Below are 13968 nucleotides of genomic sequence, written 5' to 3'. Positions count from 1 at the left end.
GAATTTATTGGTGCTTGGACGTCTCAAGCACTAAACGATAACCCAGCCCCGGCTCTGTTTTTAATAGCCGCTGTTCGTCAGCACTATCGTTCAGTTTTTTGCGTAGTTGACTCACTAACACGCGTAAGTAGTGAGTATCTTCGACATGACTTTTTCCCCAAATCACCGCTAGCAAATGAGTTTGCTCAATGAGTTTTCCCGGCTTGAGAATCAACTGTTCAATGAAAGAAAACTCTTTCTTGGTGAGTGGAATTTCCCTCTGATCCAACCAAAATTGGTGAGTACTTTTGATGATTTTGACTCGGCCAGCCACCAGCTCATCAGCGACGGTTTGCTCATCCACCAAATCTCGAACCAGCACTTTGATGCGCGCGATGAGCTCTTTTACGCCAAAAGGCTTGCTCAAGTAATCATTCGCGCCCGCTTCTAAAAGGCGGATTTTTTCCTCTTCTTGATCGCGAGCTGTCAGCACTAGCACTGGCGTTTTATAGGTCTGACGAAGCGTAGTGAGAAACTCCGTCCCATCGCCGTCGGGCAAGCCTAAATCTAGCAGAATGACGTGCGGCAAATGCGCTTCGAAACACGCTTTGGCTTCTGCAATGGTACTCGCGCCAATGTAATCAAACCCTTCAGCAGACAGCGAAATTCGAATAAAGGTATGAATGCGAGGCTCATCGTCCACGACTAAAACTTTGTAACTCACGCCTGCTCTGCTCCTTGATTGAGTGGAAGTCGAATGCGGATCAGCGTCCCTTCTGATACTGGCATAGATTGAATCTCTCCTTGGTGTGCGGTGATGATGCCTTTGGCAACCGCGAGTCCCATTCCGGTGCCTGAATCGGCCGATTTGTTGTTCGCGCCGGAATAGAAAAGGCTGAATATTTTTTCCGCATCTTCAGCTTTGATGCCAATCCCCATGTCCCGAACATCAATCACGCACGACGAACCCTGCTTAGAAAGAGAAACCTCAACAGATTCATTCTCTGGCGAAAATCGCATGGCATTATCCAACACATTGAAGATCGCTTGTTCGATAAGCGAACGACTTACTGATAAATAACCAACGGAATCATCCATATTCATGGATACTTTCTCGGTGTAATTCGGCAAACGAGAAACCGCATCCCGCACAATATCCGCAATCAGCTCATCTTTTTTAGTAATTTTTAATGTGCCATGCTGGAGCTTAGTCGCCTGTAAGAGGTTCTCGATATATTGATGCAAGCGGTGGCTTTCTGAAGTCGCACTGTCGAGCAATTCTTTGCGCTCTAAGTCTTTGAGCTTGGGCATGTACTCGTTGAGTGTGGTCAGTGTTCCAATAATGGTTGCTAGCGGCGTGCGTAGGTCATGGGACACCGATAGCAGGATGCTGTTTTGCAGCTTGGTTTGTTTTAACTCGCCCTGCTGGCGACGATAAAGATCTGCAAAAGTGCTGGTGATAAATGCCACCACCATAAACACGACTAGATTAAAAATGTCTTCCGGACGAAACATCTGTAAAGAGTAACGAGGCGTCGTGAAAAAGAAGTTGAAGCTCAACGCTTCGATCACCGCCGCCGCATAAGCGAATCGCGAGTTGCATTGAAACGCCACCACCACAACTGCTAACTGCAAAATCAGCAGGACCGCAGCTGTAGAGCCAAACAATTGGTCCAACAGCCATGAGGCCACAACCGCGCCAACAATCACGATGGCAGAAAAGAGAAATGTGTTATCTCGCCAATGAGCAAACATAAAGTACATCAACCAAAATTCGATGCAGAAACTTTAGCAAAAGCCCATTCGGAGTTCGCGTAAAAAAAGCGTAAAAAATGCAAGAACGACAGTGAGTTATAGACATAACCATCATTAAGTTGGCCTAACTTAATGAATAATCACAAGTAAACGTCACCCATTGACGCCTACTCACTCGGTATAAACGGCAGACACAAAAAAGAGGAGCATTTGCTCCTCTTTCGTGTCGCGTCATATTAGATGACTTGCAATTGAGCATCACCTTGCTCAGACAAAAAGCCGCCGGTTTGATGTTTCCACAACTGAGCGTAAACACCACCCAATTGCAGCAGCTCGTGGTGTGAGCCTTGCTCAATGATTTTGCCGTCATCCACCACAATCAAACGATCCATCGCGGCAATCGTTGATAAACGGTGAGCAATTGCAATCACTGTTTTTCCTTCCATCAGAACTTCAAGGTTTTCTTGAATTGCCGACTCCACTTCTGAATCAAGTGCAGACGTTGCTTCGTCCATGATCAAAATTGGTGCGTTTTTCAGCAGCACGCGAGCAATCGCCACACGTTGACGCTGACCGCCAGACAACTTCACGCCGCGTTCACCCACTTCAACGTCATAGCCAACGTTACCTTGCTCGTCTCTTAGAGATTGAATGAAATCATGCGCGTGTGCTTTTTCAGCAGCTGCGATAACGGCATCCATTGAAGCATCTGGATCACCGTAAAGAATGTTTTCCTTAATTGAGCGATGTAGCAAAGAGGTGTCTTGCGTGATCATACCAATGTGTTGGCGCAGCGACTCTTGTTCGACTTGAGAAATATCCTGTCCATCAATACAAATTTTCCCCGTATTTACGTCGTAAAAACGCAGCAACAGGTTAACCAACGTGGATTTTCCTGCCCCAGAACGACCGACAATACCGACTTTTTCGCCCGGTTTGATGGTCAGATTCAAGTTCTCAAATACCGCCTTTTCATCACTGTAGTTAAAACCTACGTGATCAAAGCAGATCTCACCTTGAGAGATTTGCAGAGGCTTGGCATTTGGTATGTCTTTCACTTCAACGTCGTTTGAAATCGTATTAATACCGTCCACTACCGTACCGATGTTTTCAAACAATGCGCTAACTTCCCACATGATCCACTTCGACATTCCTTGTACGCGCAACGCAATACTAATGGCAATCGCAATAGCACCAATTGTTACAGCGTGATCTAGCCATAAATAAACCGAAATGGCACTGATAGACATCAGCAGTAAATAGTTGATGGCATCAACACTAAACAGCAAACAAGTCACCATGCGCATTTGGCGGTAAACCGTCACCAAAAATTGCTTCATGCTGCTTTCTGCGTATTCCAACTCTCGCTGTGAATGAGCGAATAGTTTTACGGTAGAAATGTTGGTGTAAGAATCGACAATGCGTCCAGTCATTACAGAGCGAGCATCCGCTTGCTCTGTCGCTACTTGTTTCATTTTAGGGATAAAGTAGAACTGGATAACCGCGTACATTCCTATCCAAATCACAATAGGCAACATCAGCAAACCATCGGCCTCGCCCATCATCCAAAGCATCGAAAGAAAATAAACGCTGATATAAACCAGTACATCCACCAACTTCATGACCGTTTCTCGTACCGCTAACGCACTTTGCATCACTTTGGTCGCAACTCGGCCTGCAAAGTCACGTTGGAAAAATCCAACCGCTTGTTTTAGCAAGTAACGGTGAATCAACCAACGGATAGACATCGGGTAGTTACCCAATAACGTTTGGTGCATCACCATTGAGTGGACAAAACCGAGAACTGGCATCACAACCGCCACTAAGAACAGCATCATTAGCATGCGATCACCCTGGTCTTGCCAGAATGTTGCGCGATCTTGATTAGAGAGAATATCTACGAGCTCGCCCATATAACGCAACAGCGTCACCTCAGTAATGGCAATAAGCGCACTGAACACAGCCATGACAAATAAAGGGGCTTCAAAGCCACGAGTGTAAAAGCGACAGAAGCCAAAAAGTGTCTTCGGTGGCTTTTCGGTTTCCATCTGGGGAAAGGGTTGGGTCAGTTTTTCAAACCAATTGAACATAACAACGACTTTAAGTACCGCGAATGAATTTGCGAACGTTTTACTATCTTTTGATACAAAAGTCAGTAAAATACCGAAACAAAAGTTCAAATGATAATAATTACAATTAAGCTTAGCGTTAATCATAATTGTCGGGAATATATTTATGACAAAGAATAACTTACTGACCATCGCGATCCGTAACGCGTTGGTCTGTGCTTTGGCACCAACAGCAGCAGTGGTTGCATTCACAGCACAAGCTCAAGAAGACGTTGTACAAGATGACATTATTGCAATGGAGACTATTACGGTCACCGCGCAAGCACTTAAAGTAGAAACCCCTGCGGCAGAAACACCGCGCAGCGTATCTATCATTTCTGAAGATGAACTTCGTGTTCGTGCACCGCAAAAATTGGACGAAGCATTACGCTACACATCTGGCGTAACCGCTCAGCCTTATGGTGCCGACAACGACACCGATTGGTTCAAAGTTCGCGGTTTTGATGCAGCGACTTACCTAAACGGCAACCGCCTATTCCGCGATGGTTACTACACATGGTTAGTCGAACCTTACGGCCTAGAAAGTGTGGAAGTGGTTAAAGGCCCATCAGCTATTCTGTTTGGTGAATCGGCACCAGGCGGTATCGTGAATGCTGTACAGAAAAAACCAACGTTTACGCCTCAAGGCGAAGTAAAAGTCGAAGTAGGCAACAACCAACACCAGTCTGTAGGTTTTGACATTGCTGATGAAGCAAACGACGCTGGCACAATCCGCTACCGTTTGGTTGGCCTGATGACAAGCCAAGATGGCGAACTGGACGGCACTAACAACGAGCGTTTTTATCTAGCGCCAAGCGTCGAGTTCGACATTTCTGACCGTACAATGCTGACCATTTTGGCTACTTACCTTCGTGATGACGGTGTGCCAACCAACCCATTCTTCCCAGCAGCAGGAACTTTGATTGGTTCTAACTTTGGCAAAATCGATCCTTCGACTAACCTTGGTCAGCCAAACTACGATAAATACGAACGCACGCAGTTCTCTCTAGGTTACTTGCTAGAGCACGACATCAATGACACGTGGTCATTCTCTCAAAACCTCAACTACGGCTCCAATGAGTTGTACTTGCGCAGCTCTTACGCATTCTCAAACAACGATCCTGCAAAAGAAGAATTAGCGCAAGGCATCGTATTCCGTGACGGCAAAAACCAGAGCATCACATTCGACAATAACGCTGTCGGCAACTGGATGACAGACAACGCAGAGCACACGGTGCTTGTCGGTATGGATCTGCAATTCCACAAAACCGATGGAGACGAGCAAGACAACTACGCATTTGGCACCATCAATCCGTGGAACCCAGTTTACGGCAACTTCACCCCTCTTGATCCTGCCAACAACGTGAAACGTGAGATTGAGAAATCTCAAGCAAGTCTCTATTCACAATACCAATTGAAACTGCATGAACAGTGGATTGGTAACATCGGTGCTCGCTACGACTGGGTGAAAACAGAAAACGCTGGCAAAGGCGCTACCGTTGATCAAAGTGAATCTCGTGATGATGGTCAGCTCTCTCTAAGTGCGGGTGTGATGTACCTTGCAAACAATGGCCTGTCACCTTACGCAAACTACTCTCAGTCGTTTGAAGTGATCAGCACTATTGATGCGGCAACCAATGAACTATACAAACCGCTGGAAGGCGAGCAAGTAGAAGTGGGTGTGAAGTATGAGCCAAACTTTATGGATGGCTTTATCAACCTTGCATGGTTCGACATCACGCAAAAGAACGCGTTGGTCACCAACCCATCAACATGGATTGCGACACAAACGGGTGAAGTGACTTCTCAAGGTATTGAGCTTGAAAGCACAACACAGCTAACCGACGATCTAAAACTGATGGCAAGCTACACCTACACCAAAGCGAAAACAGATGAGAGCTTTGGCCAAGGTAAAAAACAAGCCGCACTTATTCCTGAACACCAAGCTTCAGCATGGGTAGACTACAGCGCCTACAGCCTGATTCCAGGCCTCAATATCGGTACTGGTGTGCGCTACGTAGGTGAGTCAAAAGATAACCCTAAGAGCTCGAACCTAACTGTTCCTTCAGTCACTCTTTGGGATGCGTCAGTCACTTACGACATCACTTCACAGTGGCAAGCACAGCTAAACGTGAACAACATTCTGGATAAAGAGTTTGTTTCAGGTTGCGATTACTGGTGTTACTACGGCCAGTCTCGCTCTGTCATGCTAAACGCAAACTACCGCTGGTAATTGAACTTTCTACTCCCCTCTCTTGAGGGGAGTTTTCTCCTAAGAGTCATCCATGTTTCAACTGTCTAATATTGAGATCGTTCGAGGTGGACGTCAGATCCTCGGCATCGACCAACTTAACATCCCAACGAATGAACTAACTGTCGTTTTGGGCCATAACGGTTCAGGCAAATCGACACTGGTGAACCTGCTTTCTGGTCAAATGTCACCAGATAAAGGCACGGTAACACTAAACGACACTTCCCTTTCGTCACTCAAAACCAAAGAGCTGGCAAAGCAGATCGCCTATTTGCCACAAAAGCTGCCCTCCTCGGCTGGTTTAACGGTAGAAGAGCTAGTGCGCTTGGGCCGCTTTCCGTGGCGTGGCGCACTTGGTCGTTGGAAACCTGAAGACAAACAGATCATCACGCAGGCTATGGAACGAACAGGAGTTACACCTTTTGCTCAAGCTTTGGCGGATGACTTATCGGGCGGCGAGCGCCAACGCGCTTGGGTGTCTATGCTGTTGGCTCAACAATCACCAATTTTGATCCTAGATGAACCGACCTCCGCGCTCGATGTTCACCATCAATTTCAACTGATGGCGCTACTTGCAGAGCTAAATAGAACCGAGAACGTAGGCATTATCGTGATCCTGCACGATTTGAACTTAGCACTGCGCTATGCAACCCACATTGTTGCGCTCAAGAAAGGTCAAATTGCGTTCGAAGGCAACGCCGACATGTTGCTAGATGAGGAGCGCCTTTCTGAGTTGTATGAGTCACCGATTAAGCTCATTGATCATCCAACTCCAGCCAACACATTGGCGAGCCAAAAGGTGGCTGTTGTATGCGCATAATAGCTCGTTTACTTACTGTGGTTACACAATCTGCTTTTCTGTTGGTATTTTTTATGACTAATGCAAATGCAGTCATCACCGTTACCGATGAATATGGTGAGCATAGTTTTGAGCAAGCGCCACAACGCGTTGTTGCCTTAAACTGGGACATCTTAGAACAAGTTTTGGCGCTAAACGTAGAACCAATCGCAGCCCCAAATTTACCAGGCTACCGCCAATGGGTCGTCAATCCAACTGCACCAGAGTCAATTGAAGATATTGGAACCCGAGCAGAGCCCAACTTAGAAAAAATCGCCAGCTTGAAGCCAGATGTCATCCTTGCTGCGTCTCCACAGCAAGACTTGATTCCGTTACTCAAACAAATTGCTCCGGTTATATATTTACCTAATTTTTCTGAAAATGAGGCTGCGGCCGAGACTGCTATTCGTCACTTTCGTACGCTCGGCAAGCTATTCAATAAAGAGGCACTTGCTGAACAGAAACTGGCAGAATTAGATGCTTCATTTGCGCAGATGCGCCAGCGAATTCGCCACTATTACTCTGAGCCACTCAGTGTTCTGGTGATGCGTTTTTCAACGCCGAATACGGTGTTTCTTGCAACCGAAAATTCCACCACAGACTACGTGGCCAGAAAGCTGGGATTACACGCTCCAATTAAAGAGGCTCCACGCGCGTGGGGCGTAAAGCAAGATCGGATTAATCGACTTCAAAACCTTCAAAACAGCTACGTTCTCTACGTACAACCTTTCCCAGAAGAACGCAAACTGAAAGATTCGCCACTTTGGCAAGCGATGCCGTTTGTAAAGAAGCAGCGGGTAAATTCAGTCAGAGCAGTGTGGGCGTATGGCGGTGCTATGTCTTTGCAATACACCGCTGAAGCGATTACCGACAGTCTAATAGAGTTGGCACCAAAGCAATGAGAACGAAACATTATATTGGTTATCTGGCGCTGATTACGTTACTTAGCGTCTTTAGTCTACAAATTGACACTAATTTATCACTCTTCGAACAATGGCAATTATTAACAAAACCAGAGGTAGCGAGCGAATTTCGTGACGTATTTTTTACGCAAGCTCAGCTTCCTAGGTTAAGTATGACCCTGCTTGTTGGTGCCATGCTTGGTCTCACCGGCAGCTTAATGCAGCAATTAACGCAGAATAACCTCACCTCGCCGTTAACTCTTGGCACCTCTTCTGGTGCTTGGCTTGCATTAGTCGTGGTAAACATTTGGTTCGTCGATTGGGTAGCCGATTACTCTGCATTAGCCGCAATGGCGGGGGCTTTAGTGGCGTTTGGCCTGATCGTATCAATTGCTGGTGTGCGTAATATGACAGGTTTGCCGCTGGTCGTTTCGGGGATGGTGATTAATATCCTGCTCGGTTCTATCGCCACAGCCATCATTATTTTAAATGCTCAGTTTGCGCAAAATATTTTTATGTGGGGAGCAGGCGACCTCTCACAATACAGCTGGGATTGGTTTGAATGGTTGCTGCCACGCGCTGCTATTGCAATCGTCATTTTGATCGTCGCACCACGCATTCTGACTCTAATGAAACTAGGGCAAGAAGGCGCAGCAGCGCGTGGGTTAGCAGTATTACCTGCTTTTGGTACGTTAATGGTGATGGGTATTTGGCTGGTATCTGCCTCAATCACCGCAGTTGGCATTATCAGCTTCATCGGATTACTGACCCCCAATATCGCCAGAGCGATGGGGGCAAGAACACCGCGCGACGAATTGATCAGCAGCATGCTTTTGGGCGCAATGCTATTAATCATCACAGACTCTGCCGCTATCTCGCTAAGCTTATGGTTAGAGGAAACCATTCCTAGCGGCGTAGCGGCTGCAGCTATTGGCGCTCCCGCTTTAATTTGGTTTACTCGTAAAAAGCTGACGGCAACCGATCAACTTAACCTTTCAATGAGCCAAGGAAAAACGGCGCTTTCTAAACGCGCGGTATGCAGCATTGCGCTATTCAGTCTGGTTGGGATTCTAGCTTACTCATTCGTTACCCATGGTATGAGCGGAATTCAATGGTCTGTGCCAGGTGAGTTCCAATGGCAATTGCGCTGGCCGAGAATGTTAACTGCTCTTTCTGTCGGTATTGCTCTATCCGTTGCCGGAATCATTTTGCAACGCATTGTTTACAACCCTCTGGCAAGTCCCGATATTCTCGGTGTGTCTTCCGGAGCCACGTTTGCCATTATTACGACAGGAGTCATCGCTGGGTCACTTCTCTCCGCATTTAACTGGGGTATCGCTTTTTTCGGAAGTATGTCCGTATTGATGTTATTGCTGATTATCGGTAAACGAAGCCATTTTAATCCATCTAACTTCGTGTTGTCCGGCATCGCACTAACGGCACTATTAGAAGCCCTTGTTCAATTTTCGCTAGCTCAAGGTTCTGGTGACAGTTACAAAATTTTATTGTGGCTAACTGGTTCAATTTATCGAGTCACAGCCGACACCGCACTGATGCTATGTTTGGCAATAATGGTTCTGCTTACCGCTGTATTCGCGATTTCTCGCTGGCTAACATTAATTTCCATCGGACGACAATTCTCAAATGCACGAGGACTTAACCCCACCGTAGCCAATACGCTAATGCTCACCATCGTTGCTTTATTATGCGCCTTTTCTACCGCTACAGTTGGTCCGATATCTTTTGTTGGCTTGGTCGCTCCCCATATGGCGATGATGTTAGGAGCAAGAAAAGTGAAAGAGCAACTAAGTGTCGGAGCCTTAATTGGTGCAACCCTAATGTTGTGGGCAGATTGGCTGGGACAAATCGCTATTTATCCAAGTCAGGTCGCAGCTGGCACATTGGTCGCTATTTTAGGCAGTACTTACTTTCTGTTTTTAATGCTGAAAAGTAAATTCAGCTAAGTATTCAGGGAATATAGTTAGAGCTGGAAATACCGTTAGAACAAACCCCGCTATGTTTGATAGCGGGGTTTGTTCTAACTGGCGTACGACACTTCTCTATTTTTCACTCACCACAGGAAAGCGCTGCTCATAAAGTTCCATAAAGTCTTTACGAATCAAATGCTCCAAGTGGTTAGCTTTATCGGTCGGGCAGAAAATCATAACATGCAAAATCTGCTCACCATTGATATTGCTAGAAATATGCATATGTGGCTCTGCACCGGGAAGGTCGACCCCAGCGTGTTTTTCAATCATCGCGTTGTAGCGATGCGCAACATCACTGAAGTAGCTACAATGCTCTTCAATCTTGTCGGTCAAGATTGGTAACAGAGGATACAAATTAACGAAGTCTTTCACCACGATAGAGAAATTGTGGTAGACGTAGCGCTTCATAAAATTGAGGTTCTTTACTGGGTAAGTAAAAAACATACTATTGGGTAAGGTCGCGGTTTTTCCGGTGTAGTGATATTGCCCATGGTGCAGGTCGATCTCTTGAATCACCGTCGCCATCATATTGTGCTCGATCACTTCGCCGCACAGTTTACCGACCTCAATCCAGTCACCGACACGAAAAGAACGTGAGCTTGCTCTTTGAATCGAGCCTGTAAAACACAAAATTATCTCTTTGGATGCCACAACAATGGCAACCGCTATCGCCGTGACACTTAGAGCAAACTCGTTTATTTCTGATTGCCATAAAATAAATAAAATCAGTAATGTAACGGCAAAGGTGCCGTTCTTAGTTCTGGACATCCAGCTGCGCTGATCTTCAGAAAGAAAGGCATGGTCACCACGAATCATCGATAAAATGGTACGACGAATTAACCACATAATCACAAAGATCAGTGCGGTAAAAATCAGTTTATGAGTGAGAAGAAAATCGACGACTAACTGCACTTTCTCCATTCCACGGCTCCCTTAGAATTAAAATACGGCCTAGTAACGGGTAACCATAACAAATTATTTTGTCAGTTGTCCGTGTTCACTCAAGTACTTTTGAGATTACTCCTCTCTAAAAGCGCGATTCATGCTTTCAGTGATTGGCTTTATTAAATAACTTAAAGGCGTTCGCGGTTCAGATAAAATAAGCACTTCCGCGTTCATTCCTGAAGTTAAGCGGTGTTTGGCTACATCTTCTTGCGAAATTGCAATTCTAGCGAGGTAAAAATCCTCTTGGTTTTCTTGTGAAAGCTTATCCGCAGAAATCGTTAACACCGTGCCGTCTAATGGTGCCAACGTTCTAGCATTCAGAGCGGTCAGACGAACATGCGCCTGCTGACCCGGGTTAACTAAATCGATATCCTGAGGATTCACGCGAGCCTCGACTAACAACTTATCGTCTTGAGGAACCAACTCTAATAACGTTTCACCCGAACCAATCACACCTTTTTCGGTAAACACCTGCATGTTGACCACACGGCCTGCAATAGGTGCATTGATGGTTGTTCTCGCGACAATATCTTGGGCTGAGCGATACTCTTCACGGATGGCGACGATTTCCTTTTTGGTGTTTCGTAGCTCCTCGACAATCTCATTCAGTCTTTCAAGCTTCAACTCTTCAATTTGCGCTTGGTTTTCATCCAACCTTTTGCTTACTGTGAGTGATTGTCTGTCTAACTGACTTAAGGTACTCCGCACTTCCGCCGCAAGACGTTTGAGTTGAAGTAAGGTGGATTTACCCGAAAAGCCTTTTTGAACTAGAGCTTGGTTACTGTCTATTTCTTCGGCGATAAAATTGAGTCTTTCTCTCTCAATTACTTTGGTTTGCTGGAGGTTTTCCAGCTCCAAATTTGCCCCAGAAATACTCTGCTCAATGATGCTCAGCTTACTATCAAAGAATCGCTTTCTCGCTTCAAAGATCTTGTTTTGAACCAGTTGAGCTTCTTGGACGATATCGACGCGAGGAATACTTTCAAGATCATCAGACCATACGATCGTTGGCAATTCATCTAGCTCAGCACTTAGACGGTTTTCCTTCGCTAGAGTATGAATAAACTGACCACTTAATGAATCCAACTTCGCCATAGCTTGCCGCTTAGAGAGTTGAATTAATAATTGACCTTTTTCAACTAAGTCCCCCTCCTGCACGTACAGCTTTTCAATAATGCCGCCTTCTAGATGTTGAATTTCTTGTCGCTTAGTGAGAACAGACAAATCGCCATAAGCAATTGCAGCACTCTCTAATTTCGCTGTCGCAGCCCAGTAGCCTAGGCCACCAAGAAAAATACTTAGCGTCACCACACCAAGTAAAATTGGCTTTCGAAAGCTTAGTTTCGCTTGCGGACTAAAACGATAAACGGTTTCAGACGGATGCTGATTAACGGCTGGCAGTTGATTGCTCATTTCTTACCCTTGGAATATCTGTTCTTTCTTCGCCCATCAAGCGTTTTAATACTTCATCTTTAGCACCGTATAATTTGACTCGACCTTCAGCCAAATACAACAATCTATCCATTTGTCGTAATGTACTCGGATTATGGGCAATGACGATAATCGTTGAGCCTTGCGCCTTTAAATGGGCAATCAAACGTTGATATGCAGCCTCTCCTTCACCATCAAGGTTGGCATTAGCTTCATCGAAAATCACAATAGATGGATCGCCATAAACGGCTCTTGCAAGTGCGATTCTCTGCCTTTCTCCTCCAGATAAACCACGGCCATTTTCGCCAATAACGAAATCATAGCCTTTGTTTTTCTTGAGTATTAATTCATGACATCCTGCTAGTTGCGCCGCCTTGATGACTTTAGCGGGGTCTTCTTCTTTGAAGCGCGCGATGTTCTCTCGAATTGTGCCAGGAAACAACTCTACTTCTTGAGCGAGATAGCCAAAATGGGCGCCGCGGTCTTCCGATGCCCAAGTAGACACTTCCATACCATCAAGCGTAACCTTACCTGCTAATGGCTTGATCGTACCTAATAACAACCGAGCAAACGTCGATTTACCAGTACCAGAAGGGCCAATAACTCCGACAGCGACTCCGGGAGGAATAGATAAGTTGATCGATGAGAGTACAGGCTCTGCTGTGCCAGGATGGCGATAAGCAAGTCCAGTAAGTTCATAGTGTCCTTTTGGCTTTGGCAGTGGCATATTCGATTCATCTTGGCGCACGATTGCGTCGATTTCTTTTAGTCGTTTATACGCGCCTTTAGCAGACATAGCACTTCGCCATGTTCCAATCGCCTGCTCCATCGGCGAGAGTGCCCGACTCATTAAAATGGAACTCGCGATCATAGCTCCCGCAGTAATCTCATGTTGGATCACTAACCATGCTCCGCCTCCCAACAAGAAGATCTGTAGTGAACCACGTACAAACTTAGAAAAGTTAGCCATGTAAATGGACTTACCTGCCACTCGCTCTTCGAGCATATTGACTTCATTCACGCGCGACTGCCATTTCTCTAAAAACGCGTTCATCATCCCCATCGCAAGAATTGAATTGGCATTTTGCGTGGCTAACTCGGCGTTGTTGATATGAGAGATCGCCCTAACTTCACTCTCTTGCATGGTTTTACGCGTCATTAGCTCATTGAGTAGCCCGAGACTAAACAATACGATAGACCCGAGTAACGCGATGTGACCCAATACTGGGTGCAATAAATATACGAACAAAATAAACAGCGGTGTCCAAGGCGCATCCAATAGTGGATAGGGTGCTTGGCTGCTCAAAAAGCTTTTGATGTTCTGAATGTCTCGCAGCGTTTGCGAGGTGTAACTCTTCCCTGTGTGCGATTGGTATTGAATGCTGCGCTTAAGCATAAAAGTGGACAGTTTGGTGTCCATCCAATAACCAAATGATTTACTCATTTGCGCGCGAGCGATATCAATAATCGACATGGTTAGTAACGCGACAATCACGATAATAGTGAGTAAAAGTAGAGTATCGGTTGAATAGGAGGATATCACTCGGTTGTACACTTGAAGCATGTACAAGGGAATCGAGAGGACTAGTATGTTGATAAAAAGGCTAAAAGCGATTAGCAAGCCCGCAAGCGTGCATAGTTTTTGTCTCACTTCTTTGAAAACCGTTTTTTGCACGACTATTTCCGTTTAAATTGAAAATATAGGCGCCAGCAAAAGCTAGCACCTAACTTAAGACAGCCTCAAATACACTCTAGAATGACCGAGTTAGTT

Annotated in this window: 10 protein-coding genes; 4 read left to right on the top strand and 6 right to left on the bottom strand. The window is 45.7% G+C overall.

Annotated elements, in window-relative coordinates; all coding sequences use genetic code 11:
• Window positions 1-4 precede the first annotated feature (4 nt).
• The 3 genes from MTR11_RS11260 to MTR11_RS11250 all read right to left on the bottom strand — a co-directional run bounded on the left by MTR11_RS11260 (window position 5) and on the right by MTR11_RS11250 (window position 3824).
• Window positions 5-703, bottom strand: coding sequence for a response regulator transcription factor (locus MTR11_RS11260; RefSeq protein WP_243327540.1), 699 nt, complete (start codon window positions 701-703; stop codon window positions 5-7).
• Window positions 700-1734, bottom strand: coding sequence for an ATP-binding protein (locus MTR11_RS11255; RefSeq protein WP_193447391.1), 1035 nt, complete (start codon window positions 1732-1734; stop codon window positions 700-702). Before MTR11_RS11255 ends, MTR11_RS11260 begins: the two co-directional genes overlap by 4 nt.
• A 236-nt stretch (window positions 1735-1970) precedes the next feature.
• Window positions 1971-3824 (bottom strand): ABC transporter ATP-binding protein, encoded by a 1854-nt coding sequence (locus MTR11_RS11250; protein ID WP_243327539.1) that lies wholly within the window; start codon window positions 3822-3824, stop codon window positions 1971-1973.
• Window positions 3825-3969: 145 nt separating this feature from the next.
• On the opposite strand from MTR11_RS11250, the gene MTR11_RS11245 reads away from it, so the two are divergent.
• From MTR11_RS11245 to fhuB, 4 genes are read left to right on the top strand one after another with little or no spacing between them, the layout of a single operon-like run.
• Window positions 3970-6075: a TonB-dependent siderophore receptor gene (locus MTR11_RS11245; protein WP_243327537.1), complete on the top strand. Its 2106-nt coding sequence runs from the start codon at window positions 3970-3972 to the stop codon at window positions 6073-6075.
• Between the two features lie 52 nt (window positions 6076-6127).
• Window positions 6128-6913 carry an ABC transporter ATP-binding protein gene (locus MTR11_RS11240; protein ID WP_048625354.1) on the top strand — a complete coding sequence of 262 codons (786 nt, stop codon included), beginning with the start codon at window positions 6128-6130 and terminating at the stop codon, window positions 6911-6913.
• Window positions 6904-7833 (top strand): iron-siderophore ABC transporter substrate-binding protein, encoded by a 930-nt coding sequence (locus tag MTR11_RS11235; RefSeq protein ID WP_243327536.1) that lies wholly within the window; start codon window positions 6904-6906, stop codon window positions 7831-7833. The genes MTR11_RS11240 and MTR11_RS11235 overlap by 10 nt, the downstream gene beginning before the upstream one ends.
• Complete coding sequence (fhuB, locus tag MTR11_RS11230; protein ID WP_243327534.1) at window positions 7830-9797, top strand: Fe(3+)-hydroxamate ABC transporter permease FhuB; 1968 nt, start codon at window positions 7830-7832, stop codon at window positions 9795-9797. Before MTR11_RS11235 ends, fhuB begins: the two co-directional genes overlap by 4 nt.
• Before the next feature lie 96 nt (window positions 9798-9893).
• On the opposite strand, the gene MTR11_RS11225 is transcribed toward fhuB, so the two are convergent.
• The 3 genes from MTR11_RS11225 to MTR11_RS11215 form a co-directional block, all read right to left on the bottom strand.
• A complete protein-coding gene (locus MTR11_RS11225) occupies window positions 9894-10742 on the bottom strand; it encodes a mechanosensitive ion channel family protein (RefSeq protein WP_005392418.1) in 849 nt (282 codons plus the stop codon).
• Window positions 10743-10838: 96 nt separating this feature from the next.
• Window positions 10839-12179: an HlyD family type I secretion periplasmic adaptor subunit gene (locus tag MTR11_RS11220; RefSeq protein WP_005392416.1), complete on the bottom strand. Its 1341-nt coding sequence runs from the start codon at window positions 12177-12179 to the stop codon at window positions 10839-10841.
• Window positions 12154-13872, bottom strand: coding sequence for a type I secretion system permease/ATPase (locus tag MTR11_RS11215; protein ID WP_243327532.1), 1719 nt, complete (start codon window positions 13870-13872; stop codon window positions 12154-12156). Before MTR11_RS11215 ends, MTR11_RS11220 begins: the two co-directional genes overlap by 26 nt.
• Between the last annotated feature and the right edge of the window lie 96 nt (window positions 13873-13968).

Origin of the sequence: Vibrio sp. CCB-PB317 (assembly GCF_022808245.1) — a bacterium.
Lineage (GTDB): Bacteria > Pseudomonadota > Gammaproteobacteria > Enterobacterales > Vibrionaceae > Vibrio > Vibrio diabolicus.
The sequence above is the reverse complement of the archived record's forward strand: the minus strand, read 5'-3'. Positions and strand labels throughout refer to the sequence as shown.

Excerpts from the sequence above, each read along its gene's own strand:
- MTR11_RS11255 (WP_193447391.1), bottom strand. The coding sequence starts at position 1,734 with ATGTTTGCTCATTGGCGAGATAACACATTTCTCTTTTCTGCCATCGTG.
- MTR11_RS11250 (WP_243327539.1), bottom strand. The coding sequence starts at position 3,824 with ATGTTCAATTGGTTTGAAAAACTGACCCAACCCTTTCCCCAGATGGAA.
- MTR11_RS11245 (WP_243327537.1), top strand. The coding sequence starts at position 3,970 with ATGACAAAGAATAACTTACTGACCATCGCGATCCGTAACGCGTTGGTC.
- MTR11_RS11240 (WP_048625354.1), top strand. The coding sequence starts at position 6,128 with ATGTTTCAACTGTCTAATATTGAGATCGTTCGAGGTGGACGTCAGATC.
- MTR11_RS11235 (WP_243327536.1), top strand. The coding sequence starts at position 6,904 with ATGCGCATAATAGCTCGTTTACTTACTGTGGTTACACAATCTGCTTTT.
- fhuB (WP_243327534.1), top strand. The coding sequence starts at position 7,830 with ATGAGAACGAAACATTATATTGGTTATCTGGCGCTGATTACGTTACTT.
- MTR11_RS11225 (WP_005392418.1), bottom strand. The coding sequence starts at position 10,742 with ATGGAGAAAGTGCAGTTAGTCGTCGATTTTCTTCTCACTCATAAACTG.
- MTR11_RS11220 (WP_005392416.1), bottom strand. The coding sequence starts at position 12,179 with ATGAGCAATCAACTGCCAGCCGTTAATCAGCATCCGTCTGAAACCGTT.